This window comes from Streptantibioticus parmotrematis, assembly GCF_019890615.1.
GTDB lineage: Bacteria > Actinomycetota > Actinomycetes > Streptomycetales > Streptomycetaceae > Streptantibioticus_D > Streptantibioticus_D parmotrematis.
The window spans coordinates 1-16,981 of sequence record NZ_JAINVZ010000029.1; the positions used below are offsets into that span (position 1 = coordinate 1).

Below are 16,981 nucleotides of genomic sequence, written 5' to 3' on the forward strand. Positions count from 1 at the left end.
ACGACGGCGGCGCGGACGCGGTCGCGGCTCTCGGACAGGCTCTTGTCGGGCAGGCCGACGAGGGTGAAGGCGGCGACCCCGGGCTCCAGGTCGGCCTGGATCTCGACGACCACGCCCTCGGTGCCGATCAGGGCGACCGAGCAGGTGCGGGCGAATCCCATCTCAGGCCACCCCCCGCACGTGCTCGACGCGGGCGGCACCGCGGTCCGGCAGCAGGACGCCGACCAGGTCGATGCGGACCCCGCCCGGCGGCATGGTGTCGTGCCGGGCCAGCCAGCACTCGGCGAGATGGCGCAGGCGGGCGGCCTTGCGCGGGGTGACGGCGGCCATGGGGTGCTGGTAGTGCCCGGATCTGCGGGCCTTGACCTCGCAGACGACCAGCGCGTCGCCGTCGGCCGCGACGATGTCGATCTCGCCGTCGCGGCAGCGCCAGTTGCGGGCCAGGACGGTCAGGCCGGTGGCGGTCAGTTCCCGGGCGGCCAGGTCTTCGCCGTAGCGGCCCAGGGCGGTCTTTGCGTTCATGCGGAACACCTCCGCGACCGACTGTGCCGGTCACGGAGGCGCGCGGATGATCTTGGTCAGAATCCGTGGACGCCGGTGCGGTTGTGGATAACTCGCTCACCCGGGCGGGTGGACTTCGGCGCTCACCACGACCGGTGCCGGACGGCTGCTGCCCATCGCCGCCAGCCGACTGCTACCCGTTGAAGCCGGAGTCGTCGGACGGCAGGTCGAGGTCGCTCTTGTTGAGCTCCTCGATGTTCACGTCCTTGAAGGTGAGGACCCGGACCTGCTTCACGAAACGCGCCGGGCGGTACATGTCCCACACCCAGGCGTCCGCCATCGAGACCTCGAAGAACACCTCGCCCTGGACCGAGTGCACCTGCATCTCGTAGTCGTTGGTGAGGTAGAAGCGCCGCTCGGTCTCGATCACGTATTTGAACAAGCCGACGACATCGCGGTACTCCCGGTAGAGCTTCAGCTCCATCTCGGTCTCGTACTTCTCGAGGTCCTCGGCGCTCATGGCATCCCCTTCAGCCGTACGTTCCCCCGCGGTCGTCGCCGCCGGTCGTCGCGGGTCGGTCGACCTCGGTCTCCAGCACCAGCGGCGACCCCGGGGGTCCCTCGTCGAGCAGCCTACGCAGCAGCCCGGCGAGCCTGGTCGGATACACCGTCTCACGCGTGGCGAGCAGTTCCCCGCAGGTCCACCAGCGCAGCCCCCGTACGCTGCGCCGTTCCAGGTCGGTCTGGCCCGCGGTGTCCACCTCGACGGCGTCGGTCCGGGCCAGGAAGTACCACTCGTCCTGCTCCCAGCGGCGTCCGTCGAAGTCGAAGGCGCAGGACCGCTGCCACAGTACGGGACCGAGCCGTACCGCGGTGATTCCAGTCTCCTCCGCCACCTCGCGCAGCGCTGCGGTTTCCAGGCTCTCGCCCGCCTCCACCCCGCCGCCCGGGGTGAACCACCAGGTCACCGCGGGGTCGGCGGGCTCGTAGCCGTGCAGCAGGAGGATCCGGTCGTCGCGGCCGAGCAGGATGACGCGGGCCGCCCGGCGCCGCCCGCCCCCGGAAGCCGATCCCCCCTCGCCCGCCGCTCCGGAAGCCGACGCCCCGAAAGCCGCCGCCCCGGAAACCGACGCCCCGAAAGCCGCCGCCCCGGAAACCGACGCCCCGGAAGAATCCCCGTTCACGCCCTCGCCGCCACCGGCGCGCCGCCGCGTCGTCTGCCGCGCAGGCGGGCGATCGGTCCGTACGCCGCGCCGCCGAAGATCAGGACGACGCCGACTATCACCGCGTACAGGATCAGGGTGATCGGCCCGGGCTGCGAGATGCCGCCGGGCAGGGCGGCGAAGCCGGAGGGGCGGTCCAGGGCGCGCAGGCGGCTCAGCGGCCATATCGTGCCGTCGACCCGGCCCATGACCGAGCCGGTCGGCACCGATCCGCTGTCGGTGCCCAGGTGGGCGCGGGAGTCGTCGGAGACGGCGCGGTTGTCCCCGAGCATGAACAGCTGCCCGTGCGGCACCGTCACGCTGAAGCCGACCGGCGAGGCGGGCTTGTCGGGGCTCTCCAGATACGGCTCGGAGATCGGCTTGCCGTCCACCGTCAGGCGGCCCTGCTTGTCGCAGCAGGCCACCTTGTCGCCGCCCACGCCCACGACCCGCTTGACCATCGGCACGTCGCCCCAGGCGAGGTCCTCGAAGACGACCACGTCACCGCGGTGCGCCTGGTCGCCGTCGATCCGCTGGGCCAGCACCCGGTCGCCGGGGTTCACGGTGGGCTGCATGGAGTCGGTCGGCACGGTGTACGGCCGGTAGACGACCGCGGCCCAGGCGAAACCGCCCAGGAACAGCACGCACCCGAGGGCGACCGCCACGCCGGACAGGATGTTGCCCAGGCGGCCCTGGCCGCTGTTACCGCGAGTCGCGCTGCTGCTCATGGGCGGCACCCTACCCGGCGGTACCGACACCGTCAGCAGTCGTTGCCGCCTTTTTGAGCGGCCTTGATCAGCGGTGATCGCGACGGACCCGACAGAAACGGACGATTCCGTTCAGCCGCGATCCGCCGCGATCACCCGCAGGGCCGGAGCCCTCAAGCCCCCAGATCCCAGGCCCCAGGGCCGAAGCCCTCAGATCTCCGACGACCTCGGACCCTCAGGCCTCAAACGCCTTAGGCCTCCGGACGCCTCAGACTTCCGACGACGCCTCAGCCCTCCGACGACGTCTCCGTCGCCGACGCCTTCCGCGCCTTCACCACCAGCCGCTTGCGGCGCCACAGCACCAGCGGCACCGCGCCCGCGAGCCCGGCGGCGCTGGGCGCGAGGCCCATCGCCGTGTTGATGCCCGGCTGGTTGAAGGTGGACGGGATCGGCAGGGTGGCCCAGCGGTTGATCGGCCAGGCGATCACGATGGCGCGGCCGACGACCTGGTTGTCGTCCACCTGGCCGCCGCCCTTCAGGTCCTGGTGGTAGCGGGAGTCCAGCGAGTCCTGGCGGTGGTCGCCCATCACCCAGATGTGGTTGGGCTGGATCTTGATCGGGCCGAACGGCTTGTCACTGCACGGGGTGTTGCCCGGGTAGATGTACGGCTCGTTCAGCGGCTTGCCGTTGACGTAGACCGGGCCGGTGCCCTTGCACTCGACCGTGTCGCCGCCGACCGCGATGACCCGCTTGATCAGGTCCTTCTCGTTGGCGGACGGCATCAGGCCGATGAAGCTCAACACGTCCTGGAAGCCGCGGATCACCGGGTTGCTGCTGGCCGTGGAGGGGGTGCCCTCCAGCCAGCCGCCCGGGTCGTGGAAGACGACGACCTCGCCGCGCGACGGCTTGTCGCCGAACCACGGGGTCAGCTTGTCGACCAGCACGCGGTCACCCTGCTGGAGGGTGTTCTGCATGGAGTCCGACGGGATGGAGAACGCCTGGACCAGGAACGTCTTGATGATCAACGCCAGTACGAGGGCGATGACGATCAGGATCGGCAGTTCCTTCCAGAAGGAGCGCGGCTTGGCCTGCGCGCCCTTGCCGGAACCGCCGCCGCTGCCGCCACCGTGCCGGGACCCGCCGGATCCGGACTCGTCCGCCGGGCCGCCGGGCCCGGGGACGCCGCCCTCGTCAGGGGACTTGCCGAGATCCACCGCCGCCTCTTCCTCGACCGCGCCGACCGATGAGCCCTGCCCTTCGGGCTCGCCGGGTCCGGACCGTGCGCCGACCACCAGGTCCCCCACTTCCACTCCTCACTCCGCGCCACAGCCTGTCCCGCATACGGGACACGCCAACCAATCCCATAACGAGCGGGAGTTCCGCAGGAGTCGGGAGTTGGATCAAATCTTGCCGATTATTGGCCTTGCCGAGAGCCGCGGCCCCGTCGGCATCCGGAGGAGGCACCGAGGAGAACGTGCTCGGAACCTCCAGTCTGCGCCAGTGCGAGACCGGCCAGGCGATCACCACCGCGCGGCCCACCACGAGGTCCTCGGGGACCGTACCCCCTCCGTCCTCGTTCATGTGGTAACGCGAGTCGGCGGAGTTGCTGCGGTGGTCGCCCATCACCCACAGCCGTCCGGCGGGGACCTTCACGTCGAACTTGATCATCGACGGCGGGTTGCCCGGGGCCACGTACGGTTCGGTGAGCGGCTGTCCGTTGACCGTGATGCGGCCCTGGACGTCGCAGCACTTGACGGTGTCGCCGCCGACCGCGATGACCCGCTTGATCAGGTCCTGCTCGTCGGAGGACGGCAGCAGGCCGATGAAGCTGAAGAAGTCCTTGATCTGCCGGACGCCCTCCGGCGCGGGCTTGGGCTTGGGCTCGCCGTCCAGCCAGTGGCCCGGGTCCTGGAAGACCACGACGTCACCGCGTTGCGGCTTGGCGCCGAACCACGGGGTCAGCTTGTCGACCAGCACGCGGTCGCCGACCCGGATGGTGTCCTCCATCGAGCCGGACGGGATGACGAAGGCCTGCACCAGGAAGGTCTTGAGCACCAGCGCGATCAGCAGCGCCACGCCGATCAGGATGGGCACCTCGCGCGCGGCGGACCTGCGCCGCCGCCGCTTGATCCGGCGTACGGTGCGGCGCCGCTCCGCGCGTCCGGGCCGTGCGCGCTCGCCGTCGGGCTCCGCGGCGTCGCCCGTCCCCGCGGAGCCGCCCGTCCTCGGGTAACCGCTCGTCCCCGGGTATCCGCCTGCCCCCGCGTGCTCCGTGCCGTGGCCGTCCGCAGAATCGTTCCGGGCGCGGGTCCGACCGCCGCCGCCGGGGCCCGGGTCGTGCTCGGGGCCGCGGTGCTGGCCGTAGCGGGGTCTGCCGCGGCTACCCACGCGCGCCCCCTACGGCGGGTCGCGCGGGTCGCGCCGGCGGTACGGAGTCGAACGTCGCGGGGCGGCCGAGCGAACGGGCCCTGCTGGGCGGCCAGGCGATCCACTCGGCGCGGCCGATCACCTCGTCCACCGGGACCGTGCCGCCGCCGGGATCGCCGAGGTGGTCGCGCGAATCGCTGGAGTCGGCGCGGTGGTCGCCCATCACCCACAGCCTTCCGGGCGGCACGATGATGTCGAACCGCTCCTTGGACGGCGCGTCCCCGGGGTGGAGGTAGTCCTCGTCGACCGGGTGGCCGTTGACCAGGAGGCGGCCCTGCTTGTCGCAGCAGGTCACGCGGTCACCGCCGACGCCGATGACCCGCTTGACGAAGACCGAGCCGTCGGGCTGGGCCAGGCCCAGCAGGCTGCCGACCTCGTTGACGGCCCGGCTGACGGGGTTGCCCGACGCGTCGTCCTGGGTGAACGATCCGGCGCCGTCGAAGACGATCACGTCGCCGCGCTGCGGCTGGTGGCCGAAGCGGTACGCCAGTTTGTCGACCAGTACGCGGTCGCCGACCTTCAGGGTGTTCTCCATGGAGCCGCTGGGGATCAGGAAGGGCTGCACCAGGAAGGCGCTGACCAGCGCGAGCACCGTGCAGCAGATCACGGCCAGGACGGCCACCTCCTGCCACAGGCTCAGGCCCCGCCACCACCGGCCGGCCCGCCGCCGGAACCGGCCGCCGCGACCGGGGCGAACAGCGGAGCGCGACCACCCGGCCCGGCCTTCGTCGGCCGGTGGGCGATCGCGCTCCACTGTGTCCTGTGCTTCGGTGTCCATCGGGCGCAGAGCCTATCCGTACACCCTGTGCCACCTGGCACGAGTCCGCGGTTCAGGCCGCTGGGGGCCGGGCGCGGAACCGGAAGGGCGAGACTCAGTTCTCGCGCTTCTCCTTGATCTTGGCGGCCTTGCCGCGCAGCTCGCGCAGGTAGTAGAGCTTGGCGCGACGGACGTCACCGCGGGTCACGACCTCGATCTTCTCGACGATCGGGGTGTGGACCGGGAAGGTGCGCTCCACGCCGACGCTGAAGCTGACCTTGCGGACCGTGAAGGTCTCGCGGACGCCGGAGCCCTGGCGGCGGATGACGACGCCCTTGAACTGCTGGACGCGGGAGCGGTTGCCCTCGATGACGCGGACGTGGACGTTGACGGTGTCGCCCGGGCGGAAGGCCGGGACGTCCTCGCGCTTGGAGGCGGCGTCGACTACGTCGAGCACGTGAGACATGTTCGTCTGCTTTCCTCGCCGATGCCACAGGTCATCGACGGTACGTTGGTACGGGTTCGGTGATGCCGGTCCGGCCGGCCTGGCGTCGTTCCCCCTGTGGCAGGGGCGCTCGGCGGGCGTACGGCAACGGCCTATTCTTCCACGGCCCCGGCCGCTCGCCCAAATCGCCCGTCCGGGCCGGGCTCCCAGCCGAGTTCCGCGAGCAGCGCGCGGTCGTGCTTGTCGAACGCGGCCGGGTCGCAGCGCTCGATCAGGTCGGGCCGGTGGGCCGCGGTGCGGCGGAACGCCTCGTCCCGCCGCCAGCGGGCGATCCGGCCGTGGTGGCCGCTGAGCAGCACCTCGGGGATGCCGCGCTCCCGCCAGACCGGCGGCTTGGTGTAGACGGGGCCCTCCAGCAGGTCGGCCATGGCGCCGGGGGCGAAGGAGTCGTCGCGGTGGGACTCCGCGTTGCCGAGCACACCGGGCAGCAGCCGGGCGACCGCCTCGGTGATCACCAGCACCGCGGCCTCGCCGCCGGCCAGCACGTAGTCGCCGATGGAGACCTCGTGGACCTCCCAGCGCGTCGCGTAGTCGTCGATGACGCGGCGGTCGATGCCCTCGTAGCGGGCGGGCGCGAAGACCAGCCAGGGCTTGGCCGCCAGCTCCACGGCGAGTTCCTGGGTGAACGAGCGGCCGCTGGGGGTGGGCACCACGAGCGCCGGGGCGCCCTCGCCCTCACCCGAGGCGGCGACCGCGTCCAGCGCCTCACCCCACACGTCGGGCTTCATGACCATGCCGGGCCCGCCGCCGTACGGGGTGTCGTCGACGGTGTTGTGCCGGTCGTGGGTCCACTCGCGCAGGTCGTGCACGCGCACGTCCAGCGTGCCGCGGACCCTGGCCTTGCCGACGAGGGAGACGTTCAGCGGTTCGAGGTACTCGGGGAAGATGGTGACGACGTCGATGCGCATGGCTGAGGCGGTCCGTTCTCGGCTGCGGTCAGGCGCCGTCGCCGGGCGCGGACGCGTCCGTGCCGCTGCTGCCGTTCTCGTGGGCCTCGGCGTCGCTGCCGTGCTCGACCGAGTCGTCCTCGGCGGCGCTGCCGTCCTCGACCGACTCGGCCTCGGCGGAGTCCTTCGCCGCGCCGGGGGCCGCGACCTCGGCGGCGGAGTCGTCGATGAGACCGGGGGGCGGGTCGATGACCGCGCGCTGGGCCTCCAGGTCGATCTCCGGAACGATGTCGGAGACGAACGGGACCATGATCTCGGCGCCGTCCGGCCGCCGGACGATCAGCAGGTCCTGGTAGGGCAGGTGCGAGATCTCGCTGATCCGCCCGATCTCGGTGCCGTCGGTCGTCACCACGTCCAGGTCGATCAGCTGATGGTCGTAGAACTCCTCGGGGTCCTCGGGGGTCTCCTCGGGGTCCACCTCCGCGATCAGCAGGGTGTTGCGCAGCGCCTCGGCCGCGGTGCGGTCGGCGACGCCCGCGAAGCGCAGCAGCAGGCGTCCGCTGTGCACCCGGCCGGTCTCGATGGTCAGCGGTCCGGTCGCGGGCGGGTCGGTGGCCAGCACGGCGCCCGGGCCGAGCCGCAGCTCGGGCTCGTCGGTGCGCACCTCGACCGTGACTTCGCCCCTGATCCCGTGGGCGCGGCCGATCCGGCCGACTACCAGCTGCACGTTCCTCGCTGCCTTTCGGTCTGGCTTCCGGTCCCCCGCTCACCCGGCCGCCGGAGCGGGCGGCCGTCCCGGCGGTGGCGGTGGCGGTCGAACAAGCGCGGGCCGGGGGCGGCCGGAGCCGCTCCCGGCCCGCGCCGGTCGGTCGTACTGCTCAGCGGACCTGATCCACGTCGACGAGGTCGACGCGGATGCCGCGCCCGCCGAGGGCGCCGACGACGGTGCGCAGCGCGCGGGCGGTGCGGCCGTTGCGGCCGATCACCTTGCCGAGGTCGTCGGGGTGGACCCGGACCTCCAGCACGCGCCCGCGACGCAACGTGCGCTCGGCGACGTGCACGTCGTCGGGGTTGTCGACAATGCCCTTCACGAGGTGCTCAAGAGCCTCGTCGAGCATGCTCAGGCCTCGGTGGACTCGGCCGGGGCCGCGGCCTCGGCAGCGTCGTCAGCCTTCTTGTCGGCCTTCTTCGCCTTGGGGGTGATCGCCTCGCCCTTGGGCTCGTCGGCGGACTCCTTGGCGGCGGCCTCGAACAGGGCGCGCTTGTCGGCCTTGGGCTCCGGCTGGAGCAGCGGCGCCGGGGCGGGCTCGCCCTTGAACTTCTGCCAGTCGCCGGTCTTCTTCAGGATGGCGAGCACCGGCTCGGTCGGCTGCGCGCCGACACCCAGCCAGTAGGCGACGCGCTCGGCGTCGACCTCGATGCGCGAGGGGTTCTGCACCGGGTGGTACAGACCGATCTCCTCGATGGCCCGGCCGTCACGGCGGGTACGGGAGTCGGCGATGACGATGCGGTAGTGAGGCGAACGGATCTTGCCCAGACGCTTCAGCTTGATCTTGACTGCCACGGGAGTGGGTTCTCCTGGTGTTGACGTGGTTGGGCACGCCTGGCCACCACGTGGGGTTGTGGGAGCCGGTTGCCCGACGGACGCGTCAGCCGAAGGAGAGAGGGGTCCTGCACGGCTGCCGAGTGCTCAGCTGACCATTCTGCCATACGGGACGGCCGGCCCCGCACCCGACTGTCATGCCCCCGATGCGACTGTCAAGCGGAGCCGACCGCCTCGCGGTCACGCCTTCACGCCGCGCCGACCACCTCCGGGATGCGGAAGGGCTGGCCGCACTTGCCGCACATGATCGGCGCCTGTTCCAGCACCGAGGGGACGACCCGGACGTTGCGCCCGCAGTCGCAGACCGCCTTGACCCTCACCCCTCCACCGGACGAGCCGTGCCGGGCGGCTGGTCCGCGGAAGGTGCGGGTGGTGTCGGCGGTGGTGGCGACGACGTGCGCCTTGAGCGCGCGCTGGAGTCGTTCGATGGTCGGCCGGTACCTCCTTCTGGTGTCCGGGCGCAGGACGACGAGCGAGAATCCACTGCTGGGATGCGGTTCCTCGGAGTGGTCGAGGCCCAGCTCGTCGGCGATCGCCAGGAAGCGGCGGTTGTGATAGCGGCCGGCACGTGAGGTGTCACGGACGCCGCGGGCGGCGGCGATGCCGTGCACGGCCTCGTGCAGCAGCCGTTCGAAGGAGAGTTCGGTGCCGCAGGCGGACGAGGACTCTCCGATCAGGGACTCGGGGGCGGCCAGATCCGGCAGGTCGGGGTGGTGCCGCTGAATGTCGGCCCACGCGGCTGCCAGCTCGGCGGCGAGGACAGGTGGTGTCGTGCTCACGTCGTGACAACGAGGGGAGGTGCCCTGGTGTTCCGATTCCAGGGCATCCCAAATAATTTGCACGTACTCGTCAGTTCGGGCTCATGCATCCGACTGAGGGCGGGTGCGGATGTCTGTGGACAAGCTGTGCAAGCGTCAACAAGATGGGGCGTACCGCCGGACGCGCACGCCCTCTCCGCACTCCCTCACGCACCGGCGCCCGGGCCTTCGGCCGCGCCTGCCCCGGTCCTCGGGTCGCGCCCCGCGCGCCTCAGTACGCCCGCGCGACGATCGCGACGTTACCGGGTGCGTCGTCCGCCTCCGGCACCGACCCGTCCTCGGCGACCAGGCAGCGCACGGTGACACCCTGCTCGGCGAGTTCGGCCTCGCCCTCGGGGCCGAGGTCGGACCACGGGATGCGCGCCCAGCCGGTCGCCGCCGCCTCGGCCGCCTCCGCGATGGTGCGCACGTCCGCCGTACGCGACTCGCGGCGCTCGCGGGACTGGGTGAGCAGCAGCGCCTGGTCCTCCTCCAGCACCTTCGGCAGCAGCTCGGCCAGTTCGCCGACCGCCACCGGCTCCTTTCCGCCGGGGATGCGGCGGGCGAGCATCGCGGTGCCGTTCTCCAGGTCGCGCGGGCCGACCTCGACGCGGACCGGGACGCCCTTGAGCTCCCAGTCGACGGCACGGCGGCCGAACGGGGTGTCGGTGCGGTCGTCGACCTGGACGCGCAGGCCCGCGGCCTTGAGGCGGTCGCCGATCTCGCGGACCGCGGCGAGCACCGCGTCGTCACCCTTGATGGCGAGCACGACGACCTGGACGGACGCCAGCCGCGGCGGCACCCGCAGGCCGTTGTCGTCGCCGTGCGACATGATCAGGCCGCCGACCATGCGGGTGGAGGAGCCCCAGGAGGTCTGCCAGACCAGCTCCTGCTCGCCGTCCTTCGACAGGTACTGGGTGTGGAAGGCCTTGGCGAAGTTCTGGCCCAACTCGTGGCTGGTGCCCATCTGGAGAGCCTTGCCGTCACCCATCATCGATTCGAGGGTGAGGGTGTTGATGGCGCCCGCGAACCGCTCCTTGGCGGTCTTGCGGCCGAGCACCACGTCGATCGCCAGCACGTCGGTCATGAAGTCGCCGTAGACGTCCCGATGGATGCGAGCGGCGTAGTCGCGGGCGTCCTCGTACGTGGCGTGCGCGGTGTGGCCCTCCTGCCAGAGGAACTCGGTGGTGCGCAGGAAGACGCGCGGGCGCATCTCCCAACGCACCACGTTGGCCCACTGGTTGATCAGCAGGGGCAGGTCGCGGTAGCTCTGCACCCACTTGGAGAAGTACTCGTTGATGATGGTCTCGGAGGTGGGCCGGACCACCACGGGCTCTTCGAGGTCCTTGCCGCCGCCGTGCGTGACGACCGCCAGCTCCGGGGCGAAGCCCTCGACGTGCTCGGCCTCCCGGGTCAGGTACGACTGCGGGATGAACAGCGGGAAGTAGGCGTTGGCGGCGCCCGCGTCCTTGATGCGCGCGTCCATCTCCTGCTGCATGCGCTCCCACAGGCCGTAGCCGTACGGGCGGATCACCATCGTGCCGCGCACCGGGCCGTTGTCGGCCAGTTCGGCCTTGTTGATCAGGTCCTGGTACCAGCGCGGGAAGTCGTCCGCCTGCGGGGTGAGCACGGGAGCCTTTGCCATGGCGCCGATCGTACGGGGCACCGGGCACCGGGTGTGAATCCGCCGGGTCCCGCCAGGTCACCGGCGGCTCGCCGAACCCCACCCGTACGGACTCTGGACTACCGGTCGGTTGCCGGGTTGTCTGGTTGCGGGGGGTCACACAACCCGCACGGAGCGGAGTGAGGCGGTTCGATGACACCCACGCTGGTACCCGGCAGGCCCGGTTGGGTCGGCGGACCCACGGCGCAGGCCGACGAGGACGCCGGACGCGCGAGGGACTGGGCGGAGATCCAGGAGAGGATGCTGGTGCCGCTGTACGAGGCGGTGTACGAGCGGCTGGACGTGGGCGCGGCGACCCGGCTGCTGGCGCTGGGGTGCGGCGCCGGGCTCGCGCTGCTGCTGGCGGCGGCCAGGGGCGCCGCGGTGACCGGGGTGGACCGGGACGAGTGGCGGCTGGCGCTGGCGCGTGACCGGCTGCCGGCGCACGCGGCGGCGCGGCTGGCGCGGGGCGGGGCGGGCGCCGCGGCGGACCCGGCCGCGTCCGCGTTCACCGTGGTGACCGCCTTCGACCCGTTCGCCCCGGCCGCCGGGAGGGTCGCGGAGCTGACGGCGGCGGCGCGGCTGGCCCGGCGGGGCGCGGCGGTCGTGGTCGCCGGGTGGGGGCCGCCGGAGCGCTGCGCGACAGCCGGGGTGCTGGGCGCGGCGGCCGACGCGGCCGGGCGCGACGACCTGGAGGGACTGTGCCGGGCGGCGGGCCTGCGGCCGGACGGCGGGGGCCGGGTGCGGTGCCCGTTCGGCTACGCCGACCTCGACAGCGCGGTGCGCGGTCTGCTCGCCAGCGGCCTGTTCGACGCGGCGATCGCGGCGACGGACCGCGTGCAGACCGAGAAGGAACTGACCGAGGCGCTCCACCCGTTCCTCGCGCAGGACGGCACGGTGCGGATGGAGAACGTGCTGCGGTACGTCATCGCCCGAACGTGACGGCGCGCGGCGGCCGTTGACGTGCGCGACGTCGACGTCCGGCTCGCGGCGCGGGCGGTCAGCCCTCCGGCTTCGTCAGCCGGGGTATGCCCGCCGTGCGGTACGCCTCGCTCTCGTCCAGCGTCTCGCGTTCCAGCAACGCCTCGGCCAGCGCGTCGAGTTGGGGGCGGTGGGCGGTGAGCAGGCGGCCCGCCTCCTCGTAGCACTCGTCGACGATCCGGCGCATCTCGGCGTCGACCGCGTCGAGTGTCGCGGGGGCCGCCGACAGGCCGTACGCCTGCTGGGCGTCCTGCGGCAGCGCGGTCAGCCGGCCTATGCGCTCGCTCATCCCCCACCGGCCGACCATGCCGCGCACGATGTTGGTGACCTGCTCCAGGTCGCTCTCCGCGCCGGTGGTGACGACGCCGAAGACGGTCTGCTCGGCGGCCATCCCGCCCAGCGCCCCGATGACCCGGCCGCGCAGGTACGGCTCGGTGTACGCGTAGCGGTCGGCGTCGGGCGTGGACAGGGTGACGCCCAGGGCGCGGCCGCGCGGCACGATGGTGACCTTGCGGACCGGGTCGGCGCCCGGCTGGAGCATGCCCAGCAGAGCGTGGCCGCTCTCGTGGTAGGCGGTGCGGCGGCGCTCCTCCTCCGGCATCACCAGCGGGCGTTCCGCGCCGAGCTGGACCTTCTCCAGCGCGTCGGACAGCTCGCCGGGCCCCACGTCGTCGCGGTCGCGCTTGACGGCGAGCAGGGCGGCCTCGTTGGTGAGGTTGGCCAGCTCCGCGCCGGTCATGCCGGGAGTGGTGCGGGCGACCCGGGCGAGGTCGACGTCGGGGGCGAGCGGCACCTCGCGGGTGTGGATGCGCAGGATCGCCTCGCGGCCGCCGCGGTCGGGCGGGCTGACGGAGACGGTGCGGTCGAAGCGGCCGGGGCGGGTGAGCGCCGGGTCCAGGACGTCGGCGCGGTTGGTGGCGGCGATCACGACGACGCCCTCGGAGCCGGAGAAGCCGTCCATCTCGGTGAGGATCTGGTTGAGGGTCTGCTCGCGCTCGTCGTGGCCGCCGAGGCCGCCGCCGCTGCCGCGGGCCCGTCCGATGGTGTCGATCTCGTCGATGAAGATGATCGACGGCGCGTCCTTGCGGGCCTCGGCGAACAGCTCGCGCACCCGGCCCGCGCCGACGCCGACGATCATTTCGATGAACTCCGACGCCGAGGCGGAGAAGAACGGCACGTCCGCCTCGCCCGCCACCGCTCTGGCCAGCAGCGTCTTGCCGGTGCCCGGCGGGCCCGACAGCAGCACGCCGCGCGGCATGCGGGCGCCGAGCCTGCGGTAGGCGTCGGGGCGCTTGAGGAAGTCGACGACCTCGCTGAGCTCCGCCTCGACCTCGTCGATGCCGGCCACGTCCTCGAACGTGGTGCGTTTGCTGTCCTCGCCGGGCACCACCGGCTTGGGCGGCGCCTTGCGGCCGAGGCCGCCGAGCCCGCCGGACAGCGCGCCGCTCATCCTGCGGGCGATCAGCACCCACAAGGCGACCAGCACCAGCATCGGGGCGAGCGAGATCAGCAGGTTGGCGAGGAAGCTGCGCTGCTGGACCACCGGCTCCGCGGTGACGGTGACGTCGTGCTTGGTCAGCTCGGACCAGACGGGGTCGTCCGCGAAGGACGGGCGCAGCGTGCTGAACTCGCGGTAGGTGCCGCTGCCGCCGGGGACCCGGGCGGGCTTGCGCAGCTCGCCCTGGATCGCGTCGCCCTTGGCGTAGATCTTGGTGACGTTGCCCGCCGACAGCTCCTTGCTGAACTCGGTGTACGGCACCGATCGCGTGCTGCTGCCGCCGAAGACCGACAGGAGCAGGTCCGTGATCAGGAACACCGCGAGCGCGGCGACGATCATGCCGCCCCACACGCCGATGCCGCGCCGCGGACGCCGGGGTGGCCGGGGCGGCGGGGCGCCCTCGGAGCGCCACGGCTGCTCCGGGTCCTGGCGGGGCGGTACGGCGTTGGTCATGGCTCGACCATACGTAATGACACCGACAGTCGCGCGGGACGCCGGGGCGTCCCGGACCGCGCGGGACGCGCCGGGCGCCGTACGGGCCCCGCCTCGGGCTCCGTCCGGACCGCTCGCGCTCAGGCCCCGGGCCACTCCTCGACGGTCAGTGCGAACCGCTCGTGGTCGCGCCAGGCGCCCTTGAGGTAGAGCATGCGCGGGGAGAACCCCTCGTGCCGGAAGCCCAGCCGTTTCGCCAGGGCGATGGACCGGTCGTTGCCCGGCTGGACGTTGATCTCCAGCCGGTGCAGTGCCAGCCCGTCGGGCATGTCCTGGAAGCAGCGGTCCACGACCAGCCGCATCCCCTCGGTCATCCGGCCGGTGCCCGCGAACGGCAGGTAGGAGTCGTAGCCGAGGACGCCGTTGCGGAAGCGGGCGCGCACGATGTTGGTGACGTTGCACTTGCCGACGATGCCGCCGGTCTCGTCGTCGATCACCAGGAAGCTGCGCATCGCGGGCCCCTGCCGGCGCAGCAGGTCCGGCAGGCCGTCCGGCTCGACGGGGTTCCACGCGCCGATGTGGTCGGCGGAGCGCAGCACGGCCTCGGCGTACGCGGGCGCGTCGGAGGGCCGCGGCGGGCGGACGTGGACCCTCGCCGGGGACTCGTCGCGGGCGGGGCTCGTTCTCGGGCTGTCGGCGGTCACAGGCCGGGTCAGCCCATGAACTTCTTGAACTCGTCGGGGAGTTCGAAGTTCTGGCCGTCGTCGCCGGCGGGGAGGTCGAAGGCGCCGCCGGCCTGCTGCTCGCGGCGGGCCGCCGCGGCGGCCTCCTCGGCGCGGCGCTTCTGCGGGTTGCCGCTGCGCTGCTTGCCCTTGGCCTGCTTGACCTGCTTCTTCTTGCGGGCGCCGCCGCCCCCCATGCCCGGGATGCCGGGCATGCCGGGCATCCCGCCGCCCTGCGCCATCCGCGACATCATCTTGCGGGCCTCGAAGAACCGCTCGACGAGGTTCTTGACCGCGCCGACCTCGACGCCGGAGCCGCGCGCGATGCGGGCCCGGCGCGAGCCGTTGATGATCGTCGGGTCCTGGCGCTCGCCGGGGGTCATCGACTTGATGATCGCGGCGGTGCGGTCCACGTCCCGCTCGTCGAGGTTGTTGATCTGGTCCTTGATCTGGCCCATGCCGGGGAGCATCCCGAGCAGCTTGGAGATCGAGCCCATCTTGCGGACCTGCTCCATCTGCGACAGGAAGTCGTCGAGGGTGAAGTCCTTGCCCTTGCTCGACGCCAGCTTGGAGGCCATCTTCTCGGCCTCGGCCTGCGAGAAGGTCTGCTCGGCCTTCTCGATCAGGGTGAGCATGTCGCCCATGCCGAGGATGCGGGACGCCATGCGGTCCGGGTGGAACGCGTCGAAGTCGTCCAGCTTCTCGCCGTTGGAGGCGAACATGATCTGCTTGCCGGTGACGTGCGCCACCGACAGCGCGGCGCCGCCTCGCGCGTCGCCGTCGAGCTTGGACAGGACCACGCCGTCGAAGCCGACGCCGTCGAGGAAGGCCTGCGCGGTGTTGACCGCGTCCTGGCCGATCATGGCGTCGACGACGAAGAGGATCTCGTCGGGGCGGACCGCGTCGCGGATGTCGGCGGCCTGCCGCATCAGCTCCTGGTCGATGCCCAGGCGGCCGGCGGTGTCGACGATGACCACGTCGTACTGCTTGGAGCGGGCGTACTCGACGGAGTCCTCGGCGACCTTGACCGGGTCGCCCACGCCGTTGCCCGGCTCGGGGGCGTAGACCGCGACGCCCGCGCGTTCGGCGACGACGGACAGCTGGTTGACCGCGTTGGGGCGCTGGAGGTCGCAGGCGACCAGCAGCGGCGCGTGGCCCTGGCCCTTCAGCCAGCTGCCGAGCTTTCCGGCCAGCGTGGTCTTGCCCGCGCCCTGGAGACCGGCGAGCATGATCACGGTCGGCGGGTTCTTGGCGAACCGCAGGCGGCGGGTCTCGCCGCCGAGGATGCCGATCAGCTCCTCGTTGACGATCTTGATGACCTGCTGGGCGGGGTTGAGTGCCTGGGAGACCTCGGCGCCGAGCGCCCGCTCCTTGACCTGCTTGATGAACGCCCGCACCGCGGGCAGCGCGACGTCCGCCTCCAGCAGCGCGATGCGGATCTCACGCGCCGTGGCGTCGATGTCCGCCTCGGACAGGCGGCCCTTGCCCCTCAGGTTCTTGAACGTCGCTGCGAGGCGGTCGGAAAGAGTGTCGAACACGGCGGTCGCGGATCCTCGTGTCGGGGGCGGGCATCGGTCGTCCCCCAGGGTATCCGGCCGGTCCGGGTCCGGTCTGCACGGCGGTACGGGCACGCGCGCGGGAGCCGTCCGGGTGAAGTCGGGCGACCGGCCGCGACCGGCGGCCCGGTAGGGGCGCCATAAGGGCGTACTCCGCCCGGGACGGCTGCCGACCGCCTTCCGCATGACGGTGAATGAGGATTTCCGATGAGCGGGATGAGAATTCACTTAACGATCATTGGCAGCCACCCGGACAGCGCATTTCGCGCCCTCACCGAATTCCGCTCCCCGGGGTCCGGCGGGTGGTTATCGGACGGCGACCGCGGGACAGACATCCGCTTCGTGCCGGAAAGCCCGGCGCGGAAAGGAATGACGACGATGAAGCTCGCCCTCAAGCGCGGACTGGTCACCGCGGTCGCCTCCCTCGCGGTGGTCTCGGGCACCGCCGCCACGGCCAGCGCCGCCGAGACATGCCACCACCCGGCGCCGGTCAGCCACCGCGGGGACCACGGCAGGCACCACCGGCACTGCGCCAACCGGCACTGGAAGCACATGCGTCACAGCGGCGCGCGGGGCACCGGGCTGTTCGTGGTGAAGGGCACCAAGGTGGTGCGCTCGACCACCGCCGTACTGCGGGTGCGCTGACCGCCGCCCTTACGGGGCGACGGCGGGACGCGGGGCCGTGACGGCGCAGGGACCACCGCACGGCACCGCACGACTACCTCTCGAACGAAATCACCGCC

At 72.1% G+C, this 16,981-nt stretch carries 20 protein-coding genes; 2 read left to right on the forward strand and 18 right to left on the reverse strand.

Annotated features, from left to right (window positions below; all coding sequences use genetic code 11):
• The 15 genes from K7472_RS33010 to proS form a co-directional block, all read right to left on the reverse strand.
• On the reverse strand, positions 1-161 hold a 161-nt coding region (locus K7472_RS33010), incomplete at its 3' end, for a magnesium chelatase domain-containing protein (protein ID WP_289679274.1).
• A 1-nt stretch (position 162) separates the two neighbouring features.
• Positions 163-522, reverse strand: a complete 360-nt coding sequence (locus tag K7472_RS28565; RefSeq protein WP_222981515.1) for a YraN family protein — start codon at positions 520-522, stop codon at positions 163-165.
• Between the two features lie 172 nt (positions 523-694).
• A complete protein-coding gene (locus K7472_RS28570) occupies positions 695-1,021 on the reverse strand; it encodes a DUF2469 domain-containing protein (protein WP_109452549.1) in 327 nt (108 codons plus the stop codon).
• Between the two features lie 10 nt (positions 1,022-1,031).
• A complete protein-coding gene (locus K7472_RS28575; RefSeq protein WP_222981517.1) occupies positions 1,032-1,685 on the reverse strand; it encodes an NUDIX hydrolase in 654 nt (217 codons plus the stop codon).
• The gene (gene lepB, locus K7472_RS28580; RefSeq protein WP_222981519.1) at positions 1,682-2,431 is read right to left on the reverse strand and encodes a signal peptidase I; all 750 of its coding nucleotides are present in this window, start codon (positions 2,429-2,431) and stop codon (positions 1,682-1,684) included. Before lepB (K7472_RS28580) ends, K7472_RS28575 begins: the two co-directional genes overlap by 4 nt.
• A 266-nt stretch (positions 2,432-2,697) precedes the next feature.
• Complete coding sequence (gene lepB / locus K7472_RS28585) at positions 2,698-3,714, reverse strand: signal peptidase I (protein ID WP_222981521.1); 1,017 nt, start codon at positions 3,712-3,714, stop codon at positions 2,698-2,700.
• Positions 3,602-4,798, reverse strand: a complete 1,197-nt coding sequence (gene lepB, locus K7472_RS28590; RefSeq protein WP_222981523.1) for a signal peptidase I — start codon at positions 4,796-4,798, stop codon at positions 3,602-3,604. Before lepB (K7472_RS28590) ends, lepB (K7472_RS28585) begins: the two co-directional genes overlap by 113 nt.
• Positions 4,791-5,615: a signal peptidase I gene (gene lepB / locus K7472_RS28595; protein ID WP_222981525.1), complete on the reverse strand. Its 825-nt coding sequence runs from the start codon at positions 5,613-5,615 to the stop codon at positions 4,791-4,793. Before lepB (K7472_RS28595) ends, lepB (K7472_RS28590) begins: the two co-directional genes overlap by 8 nt.
• 94 nt (positions 5,616-5,709) lie before the next feature.
• Positions 5,710-6,060, reverse strand: a complete 351-nt coding sequence (rplS, locus tag K7472_RS28600; protein ID WP_222981527.1) for a 50S ribosomal protein L19 — start codon at positions 6,058-6,060, stop codon at positions 5,710-5,712.
• Between the two features lie 131 nt (positions 6,061-6,191).
• Positions 6,192-7,007, reverse strand: a complete 816-nt coding sequence (gene trmD, locus K7472_RS28605; RefSeq protein ID WP_222981529.1) for a tRNA (guanosine(37)-N1)-methyltransferase TrmD — start codon at positions 7,005-7,007, stop codon at positions 6,192-6,194.
• Positions 7,008-7,035: 28 nt separating this feature from the next.
• Positions 7,036-7,713: a ribosome maturation factor RimM gene (gene rimM / locus K7472_RS28610; RefSeq protein ID WP_222981531.1), complete on the reverse strand. Its 678-nt coding sequence runs from the start codon at positions 7,711-7,713 to the stop codon at positions 7,036-7,038.
• 151 nt (positions 7,714-7,864) lie between these two features.
• On the reverse strand, positions 7,865-8,104 hold the full coding sequence (locus tag K7472_RS28615) for an RNA-binding protein (protein ID WP_109452533.1): 240 nt from the start codon (positions 8,102-8,104) through the stop codon (positions 7,865-7,867).
• 2 nt (positions 8,105-8,106) lie between these two features.
• Complete coding sequence (gene rpsP, locus K7472_RS28620; RefSeq protein WP_109452531.1) at positions 8,107-8,550, reverse strand: 30S ribosomal protein S16; 444 nt, start codon at positions 8,548-8,550, stop codon at positions 8,107-8,109.
• Between the two features lie 227 nt (positions 8,551-8,777).
• Complete coding sequence (locus K7472_RS28625) at positions 8,778-9,368, reverse strand: hypothetical protein (RefSeq protein ID WP_222981534.1); 591 nt, start codon at positions 9,366-9,368, stop codon at positions 8,778-8,780.
• Between the two features lie 250 nt (positions 9,369-9,618).
• A complete protein-coding gene (gene proS, locus K7472_RS28630) occupies positions 9,619-11,031 on the reverse strand; it encodes a proline--tRNA ligase (RefSeq protein WP_222981536.1) in 1,413 nt (470 codons plus the stop codon).
• A gap of 171 nt (positions 11,032-11,202) precedes the next feature.
• On the opposite strand from proS, the gene K7472_RS28635 reads away from it, so the two are divergent.
• On the forward strand, positions 11,203-11,991 hold the full coding sequence (locus K7472_RS28635; RefSeq protein WP_222981538.1) for a methyltransferase domain-containing protein: 789 nt from the start codon (positions 11,203-11,205) through the stop codon (positions 11,989-11,991).
• A gap of 58 nt (positions 11,992-12,049) precedes the next feature.
• Here K7472_RS28635 and ftsH read toward each other — a convergent pair whose 3' ends face one another.
• From ftsH to ffh, 3 genes are all read right to left on the reverse strand, one after another.
• Positions 12,050-13,981: an ATP-dependent zinc metalloprotease FtsH gene (gene ftsH / locus K7472_RS28640; protein WP_222981539.1), complete on the reverse strand. Its 1,932-nt coding sequence runs from the start codon at positions 13,979-13,981 to the stop codon at positions 12,050-12,052.
• A 119-nt stretch (positions 13,982-14,100) separates the two neighbouring features.
• On the reverse strand, positions 14,101-14,664 hold the full coding sequence (locus K7472_RS28645) for a GNAT family N-acetyltransferase (protein WP_222981541.1): 564 nt from the start codon (positions 14,662-14,664) through the stop codon (positions 14,101-14,103).
• Between the two features lie 8 nt (positions 14,665-14,672).
• Complete coding sequence (ffh, locus tag K7472_RS28650) at positions 14,673-16,220, reverse strand: signal recognition particle protein (RefSeq protein WP_222981543.1); 1,548 nt, start codon at positions 16,218-16,220, stop codon at positions 14,673-14,675.
• Positions 16,221-16,616: 396 nt separating this feature from the next.
• On the opposite strand from ffh, the gene K7472_RS28655 reads away from it, so the two are divergent.
• Positions 16,617-16,883, forward strand: coding sequence for a hypothetical protein (locus K7472_RS28655; protein ID WP_222981545.1), 267 nt, complete (start codon positions 16,617-16,619; stop codon positions 16,881-16,883).
• Positions 16,884-16,981 lie beyond the last annotated feature (98 nt).